We start from the raw sequence: 20,474 nt of genomic DNA on the forward strand, positions 1-20,474 counted from the left end.
TGATAGTATTGGATAATAGATAATGAACAAGATGTTCATGAATCTATTATATCAAAGGATTAAGTAATATGAAGACAAAACATGCAGTTTGGCTAGCTTTTTTCTTGAATCTCAGCTTTGCCATTGTTGAGTTTATCGCAGGAGGGATTTTTGGTTCCAGTGCGGTTCTCGCTGATTCGGTCCATGACTTTGGGGATGCGGTTGCCATTGGCATCTCGGCTTTTCTAGAGAGCATTTCCAATCGGAAAGAAGACAGCCATTACACCTTGGGCTACAAGCGTTTTAGCCTTTTAGGGGCTATGGTGACCGCTGTGATTCTGATGACAGGGTCTGGTATGGTGATTTTGGAAAATATGGTCAAACTCTTTCACCCACAGCCTGTCAATGAAGAAGGTCTCCTCTGGCTTGGAATCATTGCCATCAGTGTGAATGTCTTAGCAAGTCTGGTCATTAGTAAGGGACAAACCAAGAATGAATCTATTCTCAGCCTGCACTTTTTGGAAGACATCCTAGGTTGGGTCGCCGTCATCCTGATGGCCATTGTTCTCCGATATACTGACTGGTATATCCTGGATCCGCTCCTGTCCCTTGCTATTTCCTTCTTTATTCTTTCAAAAGCCATTCCACGTTTTTGGTCTACGCTCAGGATTTTCCTCGATGCTGTGCCGGAAGGGGTGAATATCCAGAAGATTAAGGCAGATTTGGCAGAATTGGACCACGTTGCTAGTATTAACCAGCTCAATCTTTGGACCATGGATGGCTTGGAAAAGAATGCCATCGTCCATGTTTGTCTGGAGCATGTCAAGCATATGGAGGTCTGTAAAGAGTCTATCCGAGGCTTGCTCAAAGAGAGGGGCTTTCAAAATGTCACCATCGAAGTGGATGAAGATCTAGCAACCCACCGTGCTCATAAGCGAAATATCGAAGAGCTGGAATTAGAAAGTGAGCAAGAGTACCATCATTAATTACAAAGCGACTCCTAGAGAAGTAGATTTTCTAGGGGTTTTGTTTTTTTCGTTAATTTATGCTAGAATACTAAAAAGAAAAAGTTTTTCCCATATATGCTTGATAGAGGTGCTAAATGAAGAAATTTGGAGAACTATATAGGCAGTTCCGAGAATCCAGAGGTATCCGACTGAAAGATGTTGCAAAGGCAGGTATTTCAACCTCTCAACTCTCTCGCTTTGAAAAGGGGCAGACAGATTTAACCATTTCAAAGTTTATGTTGATCTTAGATGAAATCAATGTGCCGATTGATGAATTTATGTATGCTGTCCATGATTTTCACCGTGATGATCTGAATGAACTCTTGACAAAGGTCAGGCTTTTTGTATCGACTCATGATATCGATGAAATGAAGAAACTCCTTGCTTCTCAGATGGGGTTGAAAGACAAAAGGGAAAAGTTTCATAACATCAATACTATTTTATTAAAAATTCGTTTACAGGATTTATCTGGAGAGGATTACTATACAGAAGACGACCTAAAGGATTTAACGGATTACCTATTCAGCGTAGAGCACTGGGGCTATTATGAGTTATTAATTTTTATAAATACCCTAGATGTGTTGAATCATGAGGTTTTTATGGTGTTGGCAAGGGAGATGTCTAAAAGATCGGATTTCTACAAAGAGATTCCGAATAATCGACGTATGATTTCAACCATGTTACTGAATGGGTATATTACTTGTATTGAGCGCCAAAAAATGGTAGATGCCTGCTATTTTGAGGAACAATTAAATCAGTGTTTCTTCATCGAGACGGAAATGTATGAACGTCTCGTGTTTGTCTATGCTCAAAACTTTTATCGCTATCGAAAGACAGGAGATACGAGTGCCATCGACGAAATGAGAAAGTGTATTGAAGCCATGAAATTGGCAGGGAGCGAGCATATTGCGACGATTTATGAAAGACATTTGAAAAAATTGATGAATGAAAATAATTAGTGAGCATATATGGGAATAAAATACAGTACAAAAGAAGAAGTGCTATAATTTTTACAATCAGTCCATAGAATCCGACTAAATGGGATAAGGAACAGTTATCAGTAATAGACTCTGTAGAAAGGATTAGCTGCCATGTTAAAAAAATTCATTTCTAAAAAACATTTGCTTCTCTATTTTAGTTTCATTGCTGTGACCTGGCTGGAAGCCATTATCACGCCATCCTTGGTATCGATGATTGTGGCGAGCTTTGAGAAGAAGGCGCTGAGTGAATTATGGATGGCACTAATCGTTGGGATCGTCGGTAATTTTATTATTCTGGTTGGGTTGGCTGGGAAACGGTATTACTATGCAAGGTTAGTCGCAGATTTTACCTTGACCATGAAAGAAAAATTATTTCACCATTTTTTGTATGGTAAAAATGGTGAAAAAGAGGAGATTCTGTCTCATCTTGAAAACGATGTGAAACAACTTGAAACATCTTATCTCGAGCCAGCCGTTATTATCATTTCATCTCTTGGCTTTACAATGGTTTCCATGATCTATGCTCTTGCAACGAATTTTTGGTTGGGTTGGATTTTTATTTGTTTTTACTCTATTCCTGCTCTCTGTAGTAGTATCGGTAGTAAACAATTAGATCGTATTTCAGATGAAAAAACACTCTCAAATGAGGATTACCTCTCTCAAACTACTAATATAATTGGTGGTGTAAGAGTCATTCAAAATTATGGGGCCGGGGATTTCTTTTTTCATCGATTTAAAAAGGTTTTGGGAAAAAGAGTTGAGCAAGACATTCGGTATGAACGACAACGGACAATCAACACTATCCTTATTAATAGTATTGATGCGTTTTGTTCGGTTGTTCCAATCATTATTGGTGGGGTGATGACCTATTATGATTACTTGTCTGGTGCCAGCTTTGTTGCAATTTATCTGGTTTCCCATAATATCGGCTATCAATTTAATGAACTTTCCTATTTTATCAATACTTACAAGTCGACTGAACAACTGAGGGAACGATACTCTTTTCTACTTCAAGATACAAGTTCACAGATGGATGACCAAGCTTTGGTTCCTCTTTTTCCTATCGTTGCAGATCATGTTTCTTTGCGGTTTGAAGATAAAGTGCTCTTTAAAAAACTATCTTTAGAAATCAAATCAGGAGAGAAAGTTGCTCTGATTGGCCCAAGTGGCTGTGGAAAGTCTACCTTGTTGAACCTTCTTTATGGTCAAGTATCTCTAGATTCAGGAAGTGTGACCTACGATGGTCAGACTTTAGCACAGGAGCAGATTGCACGATCGGTTTCCTATATTTTACAAGACTCCTATATTTTTGATGGGTTGTCGCTGGAAGACAATATCACCCTTGGGAAGGCCCTAGACAAACTAAAGATGGAACAGGTTTTGGATCGAGTAAACTTAGCATTTTTAAAGGAACATCTTCTATATGGGGAGCAGCTTTCTGGTGGGGAAAAGCAACGTATAGAAATTGCTCGTAGTTTGTACCACAATAGTGACTTGATTTTAGCAGATGAAGTCAAAGCCAATCTGGACAAAGAGAATGCTCGTCAAATTTCAAGGATCCTACTACGTCTTCCACAAGCCCTTGTGGAGGTGATTCACCATTATGATGATGAGATACTAGCTCAATACGATCAAGTGATCGATTTATCTCATGAAGATTGATAAAAAGGAGGGATACGATGTCTCGTTCCTTTGTGAAATTATTAGTTTCCCAATTGTTTGCAAATTTAGCGGATATTTTTCTTAGGGTATCCCTTATTGCAAATATCTTTGTTATAACCAAATCGGTAATTGCTACCTCAATGGTTCCGATTCTCATCGGATTGTCAGCATTCGTGGCGAGTTTTTTAGTCCCCTTGGTGACCAAAACAATTCCCTTAAATCGAGTTCTATTTTTGACTCAAGGAGGAAAAACAGCTTTAGTGGCCATTCTCGCTGCCCTGTTTACCAAGTTTCAATTCGTACCAGCCGTGGGGATGTATGTTTTTGTAATTGCTATTTCAATCTTAGACGGCTTTGCGTCACCAGTATCTTATGCCATGATTCCTCGCTATGCTACAAATTTGGGAAAGGCAAATGCCGCTTTGTCAATGAGTGGTGAGGGAGTTCAATTAATTGGTTGGGGACTGGGAGGACTCCTTTACGCTTCGGTTGGCCTATTTTCTACAATGTTGCTAGTCTTATTCCTTTATCTTCTTTCTACTTTTATGATGCTCTTTCTCCCTCAGGCTAAAATAGAGCAGTTAGAAGCGGAGACCAATCTGGATACTCTTGTCAAAGGTTGGAGTTTAGTGGTGAAAAATCCTCAATTGAAGTTATTGGTACAAGCAAATTTATTGGAGAATTTTTCTAATACAATCTGGGTTTCATCTGTCATTCTTATTTTTGTGACCGAGGTGTTGCAACAGACTGAAAGCTACTGGGGCTACTCCAATACAGCCTATTCTCTGGGAATCATTTTAGGAGGAATGATTGTTTTCAACTACTCTGAAAAGTTTTTAGCTCACAAATGGAAAAGTATTTTCTTTCCGCTTGTCGCAATAGCAGCCGTCACAGGCAGTATCCTATTTTTCTCAACTGTAGAAACATTTTTATTTTTTTCAGCTGGAATCGGCTTCTTGTCTCAATTGAAAGAAGTCCCCGAAAGTGTCTTCCTTCAGGAAACGGTTGATGAAAATCAGTTAGTGCATGTCTATTCTGTATTTGAAGTCATTTCAACCCTTGCTTTTTCAGTTTTCGTCTTTTTGATGAGTTCTATGACAGAGTATTTCGGGATTCGGACAGTTTTCTATTTGGCAATGATCGCTACACTCTTAGAAGCAGCCTTGATATATTGTAAAAGAGCTCTGTTAAACAAAGGTTGATAAGAGGGAGTAGGCGAATTAGGAAGGACTGCTACTTATAAATTAGGCGATAAAAGTGTATACTAGAAGACAGTAAGCAATAGAAAGTAGGTCGTCCCTATGAAGAAAACAGTCTATACAAAAGCTGGGCAAGTGGGTCTAGTAGAAGTGGAGCGTCCACACATCGAAGCACCAGATGATGTCATTCTCCGCATCGTTCGCACCTGTGTCTGTGGCTCTGATCTCTGGAGCTACCGCAATCCAGATATTGAATAGGGACGCCAAAATAGTGGTCACGAAGCCATTGGGATTGTGGAAGAAATCGGAGAAGCTATTACAACAGTCAAACCGGGAGACTTTGTCATCGCGCCTTTCACCCATGGCTGCGGGGAGTGTGATGCCTGTCGTGCTGGCTATGATGGGACATGTGACCGCCATATTGGCACCAACTGGTCTGATGGGGTTCAAGCAGAGTACATGCGCTTTGAATACGCCAACTGGGCCCTTGTCAAAATCCCTGGACAACCATCTGATTATACAGAAGCCATGCTCAAATCCTTCTTGACGCTAGCAGATGTCATGCCGACGGGCTACCATGCAGCGCGTGTAGCTGATGTGAAACGGGGCGACAAAGTAGTTGTCATAGGGGACGGAGCCGTTGGTCAATGTGCAGTCATCGCAGCTAAGATGCGGGGTGCATCGCACATCGTCCTTATGAGCCGCCACGAAGATCGCCAACAAATGGCTTTGGAATTTGGTGCTACAGCTGTTGTAGCAGAGCGTGGGGAAGAAGGGATTGCCAAGGTCCGTGAAATCCTTGGTGGAGGAGCGGATGCCGCTCTTGAATGTGTCGGTACCGCGGCAGCGGTCGATCAAGCCCTTGGGGTGCTTCACAATGGTGGTCGCTTAGGCTTCGTCGGTGTCCCTCACTACAATAACCGTGCCCTCGGTTCGACCTTTGCCCAAAACATTTCCGTGGCAGGTGGAGCAGCCTCTGTTACCACCTATGACAAGCAGTTCTTGCTAAAGGCTGTTCTTGATGGCGATATCAATCCAGGTCGCGTCTTCACCCATAGCTATAGCTTGGATGAGATTGATCAAGCTTATAAAGATATGGATGAACGCAAGACCATTAAGGCTATGATTGTGATAGAATAACGTTTAAAAAATAGAGTGAGGAAACTTCCTCGCTCTATTTTCCTATTTTTAAATTTAATGATTTGAAACAAATAATAGTCTTTTTTCCGTAGTATTATGGAAAAAGAATACATTTTCATAGTTTATTGTATGGCTTATAATTAAAGTATCAAAATACGGAGGAAAAAAGATGACTACTTTTAAAGATGGATTTTTGTGGGGTGGTGCTGTAGCGGCCCATCAACTTGAAGGTGGATGGAAAGAAGGTGGTAAAGGCATCAGTGTTGCTGATGTAATGACTGCTGGTCGCCATGGTGTAGCACGTGAAATTACACAGGGTGTTTTGGAAGGAAAATATTATCCAAATCATGAAGCTATAGATTTCTACCATCGTTACAAAGGAGATATAGCGCTCTTTGCTGAAATGGGATTTAAGTGCTTCCGAACATCAATTGCTTGGACACGTATTTTCCCAAAAGGTGATGAGTTAGAGCCTAATGAAGAAGGTTTGCAATTTTATGATGATCTTTTTGATGAGTGCTTAAAATATGGTATTGAACCTGTAATTACACTTTCTCATTTTGAAATGCCTTATCATTTAGTGACAGAATATGGCGGATGGAAAAATCGGAAATTGATAGATTTCTTTGTTCGATTTGCAGAAGTTGTATTCAAACGCTACAAAGATAAAGTTAAGTACTGGATGACCTTTAATGAAATCAACAATCAGGCCAATTACCAGGAAGACTTTGCACCGTTTACGAACTCAGGTATTGTGTATGAGGAGGGTGATAACAGAGAAGCTATCATGTATCAAGCAGCACACTATGAGTTAGTAGCTTCTGCTAAAGCAGTAAAAATCGGTCATGAAATCAATCCAGATTTTCAAATTGGTTGTATGATTGCGATGTGTCCTATTTATCCTGCAACTTGTAATCCTAAAGATATTTTAATGGCTATGAAGGCTATGCAAAAACGTTATTATTTTGCTGATGTACACGTTTTGGGTAAATATCCTGAACACATTCTCAAGTATTGGGAACGTAAAGGAATTTCAGTTGATTTTACAGATCAAGATAAAGTGGATTTACTTGAAGGAACAGTAGACTATATTGGGTTTAGCTACTATATGTCTTTTGCGATCGACTCTCATCGTGAGAAGAATCCTTATTTTGATTATCTTGAAACAGAAGATTTGGTCAAAAATAATTATGTTCAAGCATCTGAATGGGAATGGCAGATTGATCCAGAAGGCTTACGTTATGCATTAAATTGGTTTACAGATCACTATCATTTGCCACTATTCATAGTTGAAAATGGTTTTGGTGCTATAGACCAAGTTGAAGCAGATGGCATGGTTCATGATGATTATCGAATTGATTACCTAGGTGCCCATATTCGTGAAATGAAGAAAGCTGTAGTAGAAGATGGTGTTGATTTAATTGGCTATACACCTTGGGGCTGTATTGACCTAGTTTCAGCTGGTACCGGTGAGATGAGGAAACGTTACGGATTTATCTATGTAGATAAAGATGATGATGGACAGGGAAGTTATGAACGCTCACCGAAAAAATCATTTAATTGGTATAAAGAAGTGATTGAATCTAATGGTGCAACTGTAGAATAGTGCTAAGAAACTGGGAACCCTACCCAGTTTCTTTAACAAATAGGAGAATAAGTATGATTGGTAGCATTGCAGCAATTTTAACGACATTTGCCTTCTTGCCTCAAGTCGTGCGTGTAGTAAAAACAAAAGATACTGAATCAATTGCCTTAGGTATGTATGTTATGCAGGTTGTTGGAATAGCATTATGGCTTGTTCATGGAATTCACATTGGCGACCTACCTTTAATTTTGGCTAACAGTATTTCATTCCTTTTATCTGGTATTATTTTAGTATATAAATTGAAGTATAAATAAAGTTTTTCCTTATCGTTGAGGAAAAAACAGAAATGGAGATTGTAAGCGCTTTATTTTATAATTGAAATATAAAGAATATCTATAATGGATATCAAAAATAAAGGAGAAATGCCTTATGAAAAAAGCCCTAATTATCTGTGCAGCAGGAATGTCATCATCTCTTATGGCAAAGAAAACTACTGAGTTCTTAAACAATCAGGGGAAAGAAATAGTAGTCGATGCTATTAGTGCAACTGAAGGAACAAAAGCAATTGGAGGTGCAGAGTTTGACTTATATCTCGTGAGCCCTCAAACAAAAATGTATTTTAAACAATTTGAAGAAGCTGGAAATAAAGTAGGCAAACCAGTAGTTCAAATTCCTCCACAAGCTTATATTCCAATTTCGATGGGAATTGAAAAAATGGCTACTCTGATTGTCGACAATATCTAGAGTATAATGGAAAGTGATGAAAAAGTAGTAGGGGGAGAAGTAAGTGTTTAGTAATAAAGAAAAGAAAATCTTACAAATTCTCGTAGAAGAAAAAGAGAATTTTGTAACGAGTAAAAAATTAGCTGCACACTTGTCTTGTTCAGATAGAACTATTCGTAATCACTTAAAATGTATTTCCACAGAACTTGAATTTATCGAAGGAGTTAATCTTTGTTCTAAACAAGGTCATGGATACAAATTGTTGTTTAGAGATCAAAATAAAAAGCAGTCTTTTATACAAATGTATGATTTAGTTAATCATACGATTCAGAATGACTCAGATGTTGAAGAACGATATACGGTAATTTTAAATAAGTTGCTCTTTGAACATGAATCGATCTTGTTTGATGATTTGGCAGATGAATTGTATATTAGTCGATCTACTCTTTCCCATGATTTTAAAGCAATACGAAAAATGCTTGATGAGTATAACTTAAAGATTGAAAGTCGGGCGAATAAAGGCGTATTTATTTTAGGCAAAGAGAGTGATAAACGACGCTTTATCATGAACTATTACTTGGGGAGTCAATTTTTAAAAACTGTTCAACGTCATATTAAAATGGATGTGTTAGATCAGAATTTGAATCTTGAAACGTTGACTCGTATTGTACTTGAAGAATGTCGAGAAGATAACTTGAAACTATCTGATTTTGTTCTTCAAAATCTCGTTGTACACATAGCATTAGCAATTCAAAGAGTCAAATCAGGCTTTAGTGTACCAGCTATTGGTACGAGGTTGGAGAAATACTCTTGTGAACGCATAGTAGCTACTAGGATTTTAAAGAGAGTAAAAGAGATGATTGGTATAGCTTTTCCTGATCAGGAAATTGATTATATCACTCTTCATTTGATTTCAAAACGTCAGATGTTACGTGAGAATTTTCATGTAGATAGTAGGGAGTTTATTAAGCAAGATTTACTAAATTCTCTGTCTAGTTTGAAGATAGATGATATTTACCATTTTTCATCGGATTTTCGTTTGATTGAAGGAGTGGTGACTCATTTATTAACCCTGAAGGTTCGGTTGTTAAATGAAATGGGACTCTCGAATCCTTTATTACAGGAAATTAAGAGCCAGTATGAAGATGTGTTTTATTTAACAGAGAAAATTTTAAATAATATGAATTTCTTTTCTGATGTGAAATTAACGGATGATGAAGTAGCTTATGTAAGTTTACATTTTATGGCAGCATTAGAGCGCTACAAGGAAAATACAAAATTTAACGTATTAGCAATATGCGCAACGGGATTTGGTGCCGCTCAAATGTTGAAAAATAGATTGGAAACGGAATTTAATCATAGGATTCATGTAGTCGATGTTGTTGGTTTTTATGAATTAACTAAGGATAAATTAGAGAATATCGATTTTATTGTTTCTGCAGTGGATTTATCCAATTTGTTTTTTTCGATTCCTGTTTTTAAAGTAAGTGTTTTTTTAAAACTGAATGAGGTAGAGGAAATAAAACATGCTATGGATCATATGATTCAACGTAATAAATCATATCATTCATATCCGGCTGTTAGAAAATCTTCCGAAGAAAAATTAGAATTATTTTTTTCTGAGTCTAGATTTTTTATTTTAAATACTGGCAAGAGAGCGGATATCGAACAACTATTAATAGACTCTATAGCTGTTGATGAAACAATACAGTTTAAAAAAGATTTTATAAATTTTTTGAGAGATAGAGAGAAACTCAGTTCAGTTGTTTTTAGTGATAAGGTTGCTGTCCCTCACCCTATTCAAGCAGTTGGAAAACAAGCTAAAGTAGCTGTTGCAATTTGTAAAGAAGAGGTTGAATGGGATATCGTAAGTAATCAGGTACAAATTATTTTTATGATATCTCCATCTGTATATGGTAATGAAGAGCTAAAGCTTGTTACAGAAAAGATCATTACGCTAACTGAAAAAAATGAAATTCAGCAGGAAATACTACATTGTAAAGACTTTGTAACTTTTATAACATTATTAGAAAGTTTATAATGAGGAATATTTATGAACCAAGAAGAATTACAGGTGATGGCGTTTGAAATTATTTTACATTCGGGAACTGCTCGTACAGAGATTCACGAAGCATTTGCTGCTATGAGAAATAAAGATTTTAATACAGCAGAATCTAAGTTAGAAGTTTCCAATGCAGAAATTTTGAAAGCACATCATGCACAAACTAAGTTGCTACAGAATTATGCCAGCGGAATCGAAATTAAGATAGAAATTATTATGGTTCACGCTCAAGATCATCTGATGACAACGATGACTTTACTTGAAGTAGCGAAAGAAATGTTGGAATTGCGTAAGGAAATCTCCTAAGGAAAAAATTATGGATAGGATAGAAAAACAAGTGCTACATCAGCAGCGACAGGTAACTGCTTTAAAAAATAGTATGTTTAATAGATATCTATTATTACGTTATAGTTTAGCAACTTTCTTCTTTGCAAATATATATTGGGTATTGATAGGGTTAACAAATGAATCATGGGTAATTATTGTTCCATCTGTACTAATCATTTTAAACGTTAAAGCCTGTATAGAACAGTTTAAGTTGTATGGTACAGAAGAAGTAATGTTAAAAAGCACCCAGTCATATTTACATGTTCAAACCTATGTAAATTTATTTTTAATGATTTTAATTTGGACAAATAATTTTACAAATATATTTCCTATCTTAGCAAATAATCTTACTTCAAAAATTTTTAGTTTTACAATTTTGAGTATTGGATTAAGTATATTATTGTTAAATTTAAGAAGAATTACACAGATTTACAATAATACTGACAAAGCGTACAAATATTTGTACCAAATGAAAAAAAATATGGATAAAATTTAAAATAAATAGGAGGATCTATTATGGATCAACAAAAAGGATTATTTGGTTTTTTAGAAAACCATGTAATGGGACCTATGGGGAAATTAGCTCAGTTTAAGGTTGTTCGTGCAATTACTGCTGCAGGGATGGCAGCGGTACCATTTACAATCGTCGGTTCGATGTTTTTAGTTTTTAGTATTTTGCCACAGGCCTTCTCATTCTGGCCAGTTGTAGGAGATATCTTCTCCGCCTCATTTGATAAATTCACCTCACTTTATATGGTTGCTAACTATGCAACAATGGGTTCGCTTTCTCTTTATTTTGTTCTTTCGCTTGCGTACGAATTGACAAAAATTTATGCAGAAGAAGAAGGACTGAATATGAATCCCCTTAACGGTGCTCTTCTTGCATTAATGGCTTTTATCATGACGGTTCCACAAATTATTTTTGATGGTGGTGTGATGAAAGCTGTGACAAGCCTCAAAGAGGGGTCTGTAGTTGCTGATGGTTGGGCAATGGGAAATGGAGTTACTCGTTTTGGCACCACAGGTATTTTCACAGCGATTATTATGGCTATTGTGACAGTGCTCATTTATCGTATGTGTGTAAAGCGCAATTGGGTTATTAAAATGCATGAAGCTGTTCCAGAAGGTGTTTCTCGTGGATTTACCGCTTTGATTCCAGGATTCGTAGTTGCGTTTGTTGTTATTTTCATTAATGGCTTACTTGTGGCTATGGGAACAGATATTTTTAAGGTTATTGCTATTCCATTTGGTTTTGTTGCTAATCTGACCAACTCATGGATTGGACTAATGATTATTTATCTATTAACTCAACTTCTTTGGATTGTAGGTATTCACGGCGCAAATATTATCTTTGCTTTTGTAAATCCAATCGCACTTGCTAACATGGCAGAAAATGCTGCTGGGGGTCACTTTGCTGTAGCCGGAGAGTTTTCTAACATGTTTGTTATTGCAGGAGGATCTGGAGCAACTCTTGGTCTATGTGCATATATCGCATTTGCAGCTAAGTCAGAACAACTTAAAGCGATTGGGCGCGCGTCAATTGTGCCAGCAATGTTTAACATTAATGAACCTTTAATTTTTGGTTTACCAATAATCTATAATCCAGCTTTGGCTATTCCTTTCATTTTGGCTCCAATGGTTACTGCTACTATTTACTATTTAGCTAATGCACTAGAACTTATTAAGCCTGTAATTGCACAAGTTCCATGGCCAACACCAGTCGGAATAGGAGCTTTCTTAGGAACAGCAGATCTTCGAGCGGTCATAGTCGCTCTAGTATGTGCAGTAGCTGCCTTCTTAGTTTACTTCCCATTTATTCGCGTATATGATCAGAAATTAGTGAAAGAAGAACAAGAAGCATAACAAATTGAAGATTTGGTAACTTGCTAAATCACTGTGAGAAGTTCAAATAAAAATTAATTTGTAGCGAAAGATTTTTTAGTATAACGATCTTTCGCTACTTTTTTTAAAAGACAAGAAAAAAAGATTGTTAATTATTTTAAATATCTTTAAACTCTATACCTATTTTTTGGAATCATTGCAAAGTTTGTTTGTAACAAGATTTATTGATTTTTACAACACTAAACTATTCCCCTATCTAAAAAACATTGATTTATATTTTATGAAATTATCACGTGTCAGATGATGAACAATTGTATCTGACGATTCACTTATCGCGGATTCGAAAGAAAAAATAAAAAAATCATAAACCTTGGTCGTTTATGATTTTTTCTTGTCTAAGTTTCATCACCCGTCCAGCCACTGAAATCGTGATGAATGACGTCTTCTAAATAAAAAATATGATCTGTATAGGTAAACTTGAGGATACAACAATTGGTCATGCGAGAGGTGATGTCTACCTGCCAATAATGTTTCCAGGCTCTTGCGAAATTCGCAATGGAGCCTCCATGTGACACCATGAGAATGGTTTCCCCACTTGCATTTTCCATTAGTTCTGAAATCGTCTGATTCATGCGATCTTGCAATCCCTGTTGAGATTCTCCACCATAATGAACGAAAAAGTCTTTGTAAGGTAGTGCTGGATTTAGGTCTTCACTTTCCCCTTCAAAAGTTCCAAAATTCCATTCTTTGAGACCTTTGACTCGTTGATAGGGGATTTTCCCACCTGTGGCAATTTCTAATGTATCACAAGCCCGTTCCGAAGTTGAGCTAAAGGCTTGGTCAAACTGAATGCCATTTTCTTTAAAATAATTACCAGCAATCTGGGCTTGGTAGATACCGAGCTCCGTTAGAGGAGAGTCGCACCAGCCTTGGATTAGATGACGTTTGTTAAAGAGTGTCTGGCCATGTCGCATAAGATAGAGAGTCTTTGTCATAGGATTCCTCCTTAGAGTAGATTTAGTTTTTCAAAGGCCTTATAGAGACCGTCTTGACCGACATCATCTGTAATGAGATCGGCAACGGCAAGAATTTCTGGTCCACCATTCCCCATGGCAACACCAATCTGACAGGCTTGGAGCATAGGGATATCCACTTTTGCATCACCAACAGCAATCGTATTCGCTCGATCCGCATCAAGATGGTCGAGAATTAGATCTACAGCATAAGCCTTATTGATATCTTTCACTCCGAGGTCACCAAAGAGTGCCTCTTCTCCACGTCCTCCCCAGGTTCCAGCTTTCAGTTCTGGAAAAGCCTCTTTAGAATCCAAATGGTCTTGGTAGGAGTGTAGGATGAAGCTGATTTTATTGAGGTCATCACGGTAGAGGTCTCCACCGTAGATCAAGCCGTACATGGCGTCTTCTACTTCCATGTGTAATACTTGCTCTTCGCTGGCTCCTTTTCCTAGTGCGTAGGTTCGTAAAGTTGGTCTAGCAACCTCACGGAAATTTCGACTAGCAAAGATTCCGTTATTGCTTTCAAGATAAAACTCTAATCCCCGAGCTTCTAGCCAATCGACAACCCGCTTGGCAGTTTCATAAGGGATTAGTTGATGGAAAAGGACCTGTCCTTTGTGTTCAACATAAGAACCATTTCCTCCAATCATCCCGTCAAAACCAATGTTCCAAATCTCGTCAGGCATTTCTGCCTTGCTCCGGCCTGTACATACATAGACAAGATGTCCGTTTTCACGTGCTTTTCGAATGGCTTCTCTAGCCGAATCGGGTATGTGATTATCATAGTCAACAATGGTTCCGTCTACATCTAGAAAAATGATCTTACCCATCAGTGACCTCCTTTCTATCTTGTTTTGATTGTACACTTTAAAAAGCAATCTTTCTACTAGTATCCTATCTCATCATGATACTTTCCTAAGATAAGCTTTAGCTTCTGTTTTCTTCTCGATAGTGACTAGGAGTCATATGATAGGCCTTTTTAAACTGGCGATTAAAGTTGGATAGGTTTGTAAAGCCAATTTCTGATGCAATCTCTAGGATGGAGAGGCTGGAATGTTGGAGAAGCTCAGTCGCCTTGCGTAACCGGTAGGAGATGAGGTAATCCATGCAGCTGACACCTAGGTTTCTCTTAAAGAAATTCATAAAGTAGGTAGGACTATAATTGCATATTGATGCCAAGTGATCAATCGTGAGTTCTTCTTGGTAATGGGCATTGATATAGTCAATGATTGTCCGGATCTTTTCCTCTCGCCGATAGGCATCGTGTGTCAGCTCTTTGGAGTGAACATAACCGTGTTTGAAGAGTAATCCAAGAAGGGATAGGAGCTTGCTTTTTAGTTCTAACTCAAAGTAATTTTCACGATTATAACCAATTTCCATTGCCTCGATAAGAAGTTTTCGGATTTCAGTATAGCCCTTTTGATGAGGCTTGATGACACGATCAAAGTCCAACTGACCATTGTAGAGAGGCTGGAGATAATTGATAGAGGCGTAATCTAAAGTGGAATAGCCAAGCAAATCGAGATGGAAATTGATGGCATCCATAAAGTGATAATTCCTATCAATTGGGTGGATTGAATGGAGGCAATTGGGACGGATGAGGATAATATCGCCTTTTTCACTATTAAAATAGTCATAATCAATATGGAATTGCGCTTGGCCATCATGGACATAGATAAGCTCCATATCGGTATGCCAATGAAAGAGAATATCAGGATGACCGTCTTCCATAATGGTCCGAGTAATGGAGTAGGGGGTGAGATCGTTCTTATAGGGGATATTTTTGTGGAGTTGTCCTAAATTAAGCATGATTTTCCTTTTTGTGAGAATAGTATCAGTAATTGATAGTTTAGTGTAAGACAGTCGTTTCTGGCTTTATTATAATATAAGCAAGAACAAAAGAAAAGAGAAAGAATATGGCTACATTTCCAACTGATTTTTTATGGGGTGGCGCAACTGCTGCCAATCAATACGAAGGTGCTTATAATGTTGATGGAAAAGGACTTTCTGTTCAGGATGTGACACCAAAAGGAGGAGTTCCAGCTAAACCTGGAGACCACAATCCTCTAATTACAGAAGAGCCTACTCCTGACAACTTAAAACTTGAGGGAATTGATTTTTACCATCGTTACAAGGAAGACATTGCCCTATTTGCAGAAATGGGCTTTAAGGTTTACCGGACCTCTATTGCTTGGTCACGTATCTTCCCAAATGGGGATGAGCTAGAACCAAACGAAGAAGGTTTGCAGTTTTACGATAACTTGTTTGACGAATTGGCGAAATACGGTATCGAACCTTTGGTGACACTTTCTCACTATGAGACCCCTCTTCATCTGGCTCGTCAGTATAATGGCTGGGTGAATCGTGATTTGATTGGTTTCTATGAACGCTATGTTCGCACGGTATTTAACCGCTACAAAGACAAGGTGAAATATTGGTTGACCTTTAACGAAATCAACTCTGTACTTCATGCACCTTTCATGAGTGGTGGGATTGCTACACCAGCTGAAGAATTGACAAAACAAGATCTTTATCAAGCTGTTCACCATGAATTGGTTGCTTCAGCCTTGGCGACGAAAGTAGGTCATGAAATTAACCCAGATTTCAAGATTGGTTGTATGGTATTGGCCATGCCAGCTTACCCAATGACACCAAATCCTAAAGATGTCTTAGCAACTCGTGAGTTTTCAAATCAAAACTATCTTTTCTCTGATATTCATGCGCGTGGGAAATACCCAGCTTACATCAATCGTTATTTCCGTGAACATAATATTTCCATTGAATTTGCTGACGGTGATGCCAAATTACTAGCAGAAAATACGGTTGACTTTATTTCCTTCTCCTACTATATGAGTGTGGTGCAAGCACATGATCCAGAAAACTATGAATCCGGTATGGGGAATCTTCTTGGAGGAGTGAGCAACCCTTATCTTGCTAGCTCTGAATGGGGATGGCAAATTGATCCAGTTGGTCTACGTCTAGTATTGAACGATTTCTATGATCGTTATCAATTGCCACTCTTTATCGTAGAAAATGGTCTAGGTGCTAAAGATGTCTTGGTGGATGGATCAAATGGCCCAACAGTAGAAGATGATTACCGCATTGATTATTTGAAACAGCACTTGCAACAGGTAGGAGAAGCTCTTGAGGATGGTGTAGAACTTTGGGGCTACACGACTTGGGGGTGTATTGACCTAGTGTCTGCGTCGACTGCAGAGATGAGCAAGCGCTACGGATTTATCTATGTAGACCGTAATGATGATGGCACAGGAACTTTAGCCAGATATAAAAAGAAGTCCTTTGATTGGTATAAGGGAGTCATTGCAAGTAACGGTGAGTCTCTATATAAGTAATCTGCTCCTTATAAAACAACAAGTCTGAGAAAATCCTCAGACTTGTTTTAAAAGAGAAAAAAGAGAAATTGGAGAAATAAAATGGTTTTAACAGTCAATATTTATTACAAAGGAAAAGATGGGGCGTCAACAAAATTTGCGAGAGAGATGCTGGAAGAAGGAATTGTAGCGGAGATTCGAAGGAAAGAAGGAAATCTCAGATACGACTATTTTCTCCCGTTAGAGGATAAAGAAACGGTCCTCCTGATTGACCAATGGGCCAATCAGGAAGCACTAGATCTCCACCATCAATCGGCAACAATGCAGAAAATCTTGGACTTGCGTCAGAAATATGATTTGATCATGGAAGTAGAGCGATATATGGAAGATGAAGGTGGTATCCCAGAAGGGGATAAGCAGTTCATCGCTAGAGGAAAGGATTGATCAAACAAAATTTATATTGATCAAATGTTGCATGATGAAAAAAGCCCAATCAACGGATTAGGCTTTTTCATGTTAGTCTTTCTTTGTTTTACGAGAGAGACCAAAGGCAGCACCCATGCTAAGAAGACCAAGGCCAATAGTTGTCAAGGCTGTTGAGGTCTTGCTTCCTGTATTTGGAAGGCTTGCTTCTTTTTGAGAAAGGGCTGCTGGTGCGATATAAACTGCGGTTTTAACAGGCTCATTTTTAGCCGGTGTTAGGGCAGTCGGTTTCGCAGGTGTTTGGATGCTAGGCGTTTGTGGTTTTGCTTTCGCCACGCGGTGAGTTTTTGAAATCAACTCATACTTATCTGTTTGGACTTTGAAGACACGACCTTTTTGTACAGTTTCAACCACTTTATTGGCAAATTGAACGTTCAACAAGTCAGCAAAGTTTTTGTCAATATCTAGGTAGAGACCATTTGTCCCATTGACCAATGGAGCAAAGTCTTTTTTAATATATGTATGTGTTTTACCAACTACGGTCAAAGAGATACCTGCATCTTGAAGGGCCTTCAGTGTTGCTTCTTTGGTTGGTGTATCTTTTGTAAGATCAATGTCCTCGTCTGTAATCAAGAAAGCAAAGCGATGGTTGTTTGCCCCAGTCCCCCAGTTGTAGTCCCCTGAAGTAGCGATATGGTGCAATGGAACAGTAGCATTTTCATAACCACCGTAGGTTTTGATTGCTTTTAAAGCAGAAATAAAGCTTTCTGGATCATTTGTGAATTTTGATCCATTAAAATCATGGTAGTTGGTATGCTTTGAGTCTTCATAATCAACCAATCCCAAGCGTGCTTGGATATTTTTTGCAGATAAATTACGGACGAATGTCTCAACATTTTTCATTGTATCATTAATATGATCGTCCATTGAGAACGATTTATCAATGACAAAGACGATGTCTGATGTTCCTTGAACTTCTTTTTTATTGACCACATCGGCTTCTTTTGTCACTTCGACTAGAGTTGTTTTATTGACGATTTCAGTTGTTGTCTCAGTGTAGTCAGCTGTTTCTTTGGTTGATGTAGCTGTCTTGGTAGATGACACTGGTTTTGAAGTGCCAACAGGTGTGTTTGGATCGGCTAAGCTAGTCGTTTTGATGGTTGCTGTTGAAGTAGTGGTTGTGTCTGCGCCGTCTGTTTTAGCAGATGGGCCAGTTTTCTTGACGTCTACAGCGATAACATCTCCAGTTTTTGCTTTATCAGCAGGCACAACGGGTGTATTGGCTTTGGCATTGATTTCTTCTGTTGCAGCCGTGATAGGTGATTTTGCTGCTGTAGTAGCTGCAGGAGCAGCTTGGGTTGTGCTAGGTGCAACGTCATCAGCAGAAGCGATAGTCGTTCCTGTGAAGACAGTTCCTAAAACAACGGAAGCTAAAGTTAAAGTTTGTTTACGTGAAATAGTATATTTTTTCAAAATACGTCCCCTTTTTAATAAACTTTTTCTATCATACCGATTTTTCATAAACTTGTCAACGGTATAATAATCAAGCTTTTGTGGGATTTTTTGGCCCTAATTATTAATAAAAGATATAGAAGCAAAAATATACATTTTTATGAAAGATTATTAAATAGGATGAATAAGAGGAAATAAGTCGCTTCTTCATACTGACAGCACTCGAGTCCATTCTTTAAAGTCAAAGAAATACTAGTTAGTCACTTTATTTATGTTTGGATAGTTAGGCAATCGTTTGGTCTTTCAAATCTTGATTCGTCAGTTTTATCTTCTTCTGTTCTTGATTTAGACCTGGGGAATTTGCTATAATAAGTCAAAATAAAGTGGAGGTGTCCTTATGGCCAGTGAATATGAAAAAATGATTGCAGGTGACTATTATAGACCTTCGGATCCTGAATTACGAGCTTTGGCCAAAGCCTCTCGGGAGAAGCAGGAAGCCTTTAACCAAGAGGTGGACCCTAAAAAAGGAGCGACCATCATCAAAGAGTGGTTTGGCTCTACTGGCGACAACCTCTATCTAAATCGTCAGGTTCTTGTGGATTACGGCGTCAACATCCATTTGGGAGAGCATTTCTATGCCAATTACAATTTGACCATGTTGGATATTTGTCCCATTACCATCGGAAAGAATGCCATGATCGGTCCCAATTGCCAATTTTTGACGCCCTTGCACCCACTGGATCCAGATGAGCGCAATTCTGGTCTCGAGTACGGAGCTCCGATTACGATAGGGGACAATTTCTGGGCAGGAGGAGGGGTCACCATCCTTCCTGGCGTGACGCTAGGTGACAATGTGGTCGCTGGTGCTGGTGCAGTCGTGACCAAGTCTTTTGGAGACAATGTGGTTCTTGCAGGAAACCCAGCCCGTGTCATCAAAGAAATACCTATCAAAAAGGAGAAACAATGATCCATCGGCATGAAATTCCCATTTTAGAGTTTGACGACAATCCGCAGGCAGTCATTATGCCGACTCATGAGGGGCTTGCTGTGCACCTACCTGAAAAATGCCTTTATGCTTTCTTGGCGGATGAGATTGATCGCTTTGCCAAAGCCGTCGGAGCCAAACAAGTAGCTAGCTTTGTCTCAGCTACCAAAGTTTATCCGATCTATGTTATGGAACACCAAGGAGAGGAAATCTGCTTGGCACAAGCGCCGGTTGGCTCTGCAGCTGCTGCTCAATTCATGGATTGGTTGATTGGCTATGGGGTGAAGAAGATCATTTCAGCAGGTAGTTGTGGGGTCTTGGTGGACATGGAAGAAAATGCTTTTTTAATCCCGACCAAGGCCTTGCGAGATGAGGGAGCTAGTTACCATTATGTGGCACCTTCTCGTTATATGGAAGTGGATCGTCAAGCGCTGACCGCCATTGAAACTGTCTTGAAAGGAAAAGAAATTCCTTATCGAGAGGTCATGACCTGGTCGACGGACGGCTTTTATCGAGAAACACCTGACAAGGTGGCCTATCGCATTCAAGAAGGCTGTAGTGTTGTAGAGATGGAGTGCGCTTCGCTTGCAGCAGTAGCCCAGCTTCGTCGTGTGGTTTGGGGCTTGCTCCTCTTTACCGCAGATTCTCTTGCAGATCTGGAAAATTATGACCAGCGTGATTGGGGATCCCAAGCTTTTGACAAGGCCTTAGGACTTTCGATAGAGATGGTCCATCTTCTGTGAGTCTTGTCCTGTTTTAT

19 protein-coding genes and 1 pseudogene are annotated in these 20,474 nt (G+C 38.8%); 16 read left to right on the forward strand and 4 right to left on the reverse strand.

Annotated elements, in window-relative coordinates; all coding sequences use genetic code 11:
- The first annotated feature begins 68 nt into the window (after positions 1-68).
- The 12 genes and pseudogenes from HA044_RS02115 (at position 69) to celB (ending at position 12,527) form a co-directional block, all read left to right on the forward strand.
- Positions 69-965, forward strand: coding sequence for a cation diffusion facilitator family transporter (locus HA044_RS02115; RefSeq protein WP_187538824.1), 897 nt, complete (start codon positions 69-71; stop codon positions 963-965).
- Between the two features lie 116 nt (positions 966-1,081).
- Positions 1,082-1,945 (forward strand): helix-turn-helix domain-containing protein, encoded by an 864-nt coding sequence (locus HA044_RS02120; RefSeq protein WP_187538826.1) that lies wholly within the window; start codon positions 1,082-1,084, stop codon positions 1,943-1,945.
- 132 nt (positions 1,946-2,077) lie between these two features.
- Positions 2,078-3,628 (forward strand): ABC transporter ATP-binding protein, encoded by a 1,551-nt coding sequence (locus tag HA044_RS02125; protein WP_187538828.1) that lies wholly within the window; start codon positions 2,078-2,080, stop codon positions 3,626-3,628.
- 17 nt (positions 3,629-3,645) lie between these two features.
- A complete protein-coding gene (locus tag HA044_RS02130; RefSeq protein ID WP_187538830.1) occupies positions 3,646-4,830 on the forward strand; it encodes a ryptide export MFS transporter in 1,185 nt (394 codons plus the stop codon).
- A gap of 99 nt (positions 4,831-4,929) precedes the next feature.
- Positions 4,930-5,967 (forward strand): annotated as a pseudogene (locus tag HA044_RS02135) (zinc-binding dehydrogenase).
- A gap of 169 nt (positions 5,968-6,136) precedes the next feature.
- A complete protein-coding gene (locus HA044_RS02140; RefSeq protein WP_187538832.1) occupies positions 6,137-7,573 on the forward strand; it encodes a 6-phospho-beta-glucosidase in 1,437 nt (478 codons plus the stop codon).
- A 53-nt stretch (positions 7,574-7,626) separates the two neighbouring features.
- Positions 7,627-7,866 carry a SemiSWEET transporter gene (locus HA044_RS02145; RefSeq protein ID WP_187538834.1) on the forward strand — a complete coding sequence of 80 codons (240 nt, stop codon included), beginning with the start codon at positions 7,627-7,629 and terminating at the stop codon, positions 7,864-7,866.
- A 115-nt stretch (positions 7,867-7,981) separates the two neighbouring features.
- Entirely contained in the window at positions 7,982-8,296 is a 315-nt protein-coding gene (locus HA044_RS02150) for a PTS cellobiose transporter subunit IIB (protein ID WP_187538836.1), read from the forward strand.
- 43 nt (positions 8,297-8,339) lie between these two features.
- On the forward strand, positions 8,340-10,316 hold the full coding sequence (locus HA044_RS02155; protein WP_187538838.1) for a transcription antiterminator: 1,977 nt from the start codon (positions 8,340-8,342) through the stop codon (positions 10,314-10,316).
- Positions 10,317-10,328: 12 nt separating this feature from the next.
- Positions 10,329-10,643 (forward strand): PTS cellobiose transporter subunit IIA, encoded by a 315-nt coding sequence (locus HA044_RS02160; RefSeq protein WP_187538840.1) that lies wholly within the window; start codon positions 10,329-10,331, stop codon positions 10,641-10,643.
- A 10-nt stretch (positions 10,644-10,653) separates the two neighbouring features.
- Positions 10,654-11,160, forward strand: a complete 507-nt coding sequence (locus HA044_RS02165) for a hypothetical protein (RefSeq protein WP_187538842.1) — start codon at positions 10,654-10,656, stop codon at positions 11,158-11,160.
- 20 nt (positions 11,161-11,180) lie between these two features.
- Positions 11,181-12,527 (forward strand): PTS cellobiose transporter subunit IIC, encoded by a 1,347-nt coding sequence (gene celB / locus HA044_RS02170; protein ID WP_187538844.1) that lies wholly within the window; start codon positions 11,181-11,183, stop codon positions 12,525-12,527.
- A gap of 374 nt (positions 12,528-12,901) precedes the next feature.
- Here celB and HA044_RS02175 read toward each other — a convergent pair whose 3' ends face one another.
- From HA044_RS02175 to HA044_RS02185, 3 genes are all read right to left on the reverse strand, one after another.
- On the reverse strand, positions 12,902-13,501 hold the full coding sequence (locus HA044_RS02175) for a histidine phosphatase family protein (protein ID WP_187538846.1): 600 nt from the start codon (positions 13,499-13,501) through the stop codon (positions 12,902-12,904).
- An 11-nt stretch (positions 13,502-13,512) separates the two neighbouring features.
- Complete coding sequence (locus HA044_RS02180) at positions 13,513-14,352, reverse strand: Cof-type HAD-IIB family hydrolase (RefSeq protein ID WP_187538848.1); 840 nt, start codon at positions 14,350-14,352, stop codon at positions 13,513-13,515.
- Between the two features lie 97 nt (positions 14,353-14,449).
- Positions 14,450-15,331, reverse strand: a complete 882-nt coding sequence (locus tag HA044_RS02185; RefSeq protein WP_187538850.1) for an AraC family transcriptional regulator — start codon at positions 15,329-15,331, stop codon at positions 14,450-14,452.
- Positions 15,332-15,438: 107 nt separating this feature from the next.
- Here HA044_RS02185 and HA044_RS02190 point away from each other — a divergent pair, with 107 nt between their 5' ends.
- On the forward strand, positions 15,439-16,875 hold the full coding sequence (locus HA044_RS02190; protein WP_187538852.1) for a glycoside hydrolase family 1 protein: 1,437 nt from the start codon (positions 15,439-15,441) through the stop codon (positions 16,873-16,875).
- An 81-nt stretch (positions 16,876-16,956) separates the two neighbouring features.
- Positions 16,957-17,298, forward strand: a complete 342-nt coding sequence (locus HA044_RS02195; protein WP_187538854.1) for an antibiotic biosynthesis monooxygenase family protein — start codon at positions 16,957-16,959, stop codon at positions 17,296-17,298.
- A 72-nt stretch (positions 17,299-17,370) separates the two neighbouring features.
- On the opposite strand, the gene HA044_RS02200 is transcribed toward HA044_RS02195, so the two are convergent.
- Positions 17,371-18,750: a VWA domain-containing protein gene (locus HA044_RS02200; RefSeq protein ID WP_187538856.1), complete on the reverse strand. Its 1,380-nt coding sequence runs from the start codon at positions 18,748-18,750 to the stop codon at positions 17,371-17,373.
- A 376-nt stretch (positions 18,751-19,126) separates the two neighbouring features.
- Between HA044_RS02200 and HA044_RS02205 the strand changes: the two genes are divergently transcribed.
- Both HA044_RS02205 and HA044_RS02210 read left to right on the forward strand, forming a co-directional pair.
- Entirely contained in the window at positions 19,127-19,696 is a 570-nt protein-coding gene (locus HA044_RS02205; RefSeq protein WP_187538858.1) for a sugar O-acetyltransferase, read from the forward strand.
- Complete coding sequence (locus HA044_RS02210; RefSeq protein WP_187538860.1) at positions 19,693-20,457, forward strand: nucleoside phosphorylase; 765 nt, start codon at positions 19,693-19,695, stop codon at positions 20,455-20,457. Before HA044_RS02205 ends, HA044_RS02210 begins: the two co-directional genes overlap by 4 nt.
- Positions 20,458-20,474 lie beyond the last annotated feature (17 nt).

The organism is Streptococcus sp. IMAU 99161 (genome assembly GCF_014435245.1).
GTDB lineage: Bacteria > Bacillota > Bacilli > Lactobacillales > Streptococcaceae > Streptococcus > Streptococcus lactarius.

What these genes read in the sequence shown, in the direction of transcription:
- HA044_RS02115 (WP_187538824.1), top strand. Translation starts at nt 69, where the DNA reads ATGAAGACAAAACATGCAGTTTGGCTAGCTTTTTTCTTGAATCTCAGC.
- HA044_RS02120 (WP_187538826.1), top strand. Translation starts at nt 1,082, where the DNA reads ATGAAGAAATTTGGAGAACTATATAGGCAGTTCCGAGAATCCAGAGGT.
- HA044_RS02125 (WP_187538828.1), top strand. Translation starts at nt 2,078, where the DNA reads ATGTTAAAAAAATTCATTTCTAAAAAACATTTGCTTCTCTATTTTAGT.
- HA044_RS02130 (WP_187538830.1), top strand. Translation starts at nt 3,646, where the DNA reads ATGTCTCGTTCCTTTGTGAAATTATTAGTTTCCCAATTGTTTGCAAAT.
- HA044_RS02140 (WP_187538832.1), top strand. Translation starts at nt 6,137, where the DNA reads ATGACTACTTTTAAAGATGGATTTTTGTGGGGTGGTGCTGTAGCGGCC.
- HA044_RS02145 (WP_187538834.1), top strand. Translation starts at nt 7,627, where the DNA reads ATGATTGGTAGCATTGCAGCAATTTTAACGACATTTGCCTTCTTGCCT.
- HA044_RS02150 (WP_187538836.1), top strand. Translation starts at nt 7,982, where the DNA reads ATGAAAAAAGCCCTAATTATCTGTGCAGCAGGAATGTCATCATCTCTT.
- HA044_RS02160 (WP_187538840.1), top strand. Translation starts at nt 10,329, where the DNA reads ATGAACCAAGAAGAATTACAGGTGATGGCGTTTGAAATTATTTTACAT.
- HA044_RS02165 (WP_187538842.1), top strand. Translation starts at nt 10,654, where the DNA reads ATGGATAGGATAGAAAAACAAGTGCTACATCAGCAGCGACAGGTAACT.
- celB (WP_187538844.1), top strand. Translation starts at nt 11,181, where the DNA reads ATGGATCAACAAAAAGGATTATTTGGTTTTTTAGAAAACCATGTAATG.
- HA044_RS02175 (WP_187538846.1), bottom strand. Translation starts at nt 13,501, where the DNA reads ATGACAAAGACTCTCTATCTTATGCGACATGGCCAGACACTCTTTAAC.
- HA044_RS02180 (WP_187538848.1), bottom strand. Translation starts at nt 14,352, where the DNA reads ATGGGTAAGATCATTTTTCTAGATGTAGACGGAACCATTGTTGACTAT.
- HA044_RS02185 (WP_187538850.1), bottom strand. Translation starts at nt 15,331, where the DNA reads ATGCTTAATTTAGGACAACTCCACAAAAATATCCCCTATAAGAACGAT.
- HA044_RS02190 (WP_187538852.1), top strand. Translation starts at nt 15,439, where the DNA reads ATGGCTACATTTCCAACTGATTTTTTATGGGGTGGCGCAACTGCTGCC.
- HA044_RS02195 (WP_187538854.1), top strand. Translation starts at nt 16,957, where the DNA reads ATGGTTTTAACAGTCAATATTTATTACAAAGGAAAAGATGGGGCGTCA.
- HA044_RS02205 (WP_187538858.1), top strand. Translation starts at nt 19,127, where the DNA reads ATGGCCAGTGAATATGAAAAAATGATTGCAGGTGACTATTATAGACCT.
- HA044_RS02210 (WP_187538860.1), top strand. Translation starts at nt 19,693, where the DNA reads ATGATCCATCGGCATGAAATTCCCATTTTAGAGTTTGACGACAATCCG.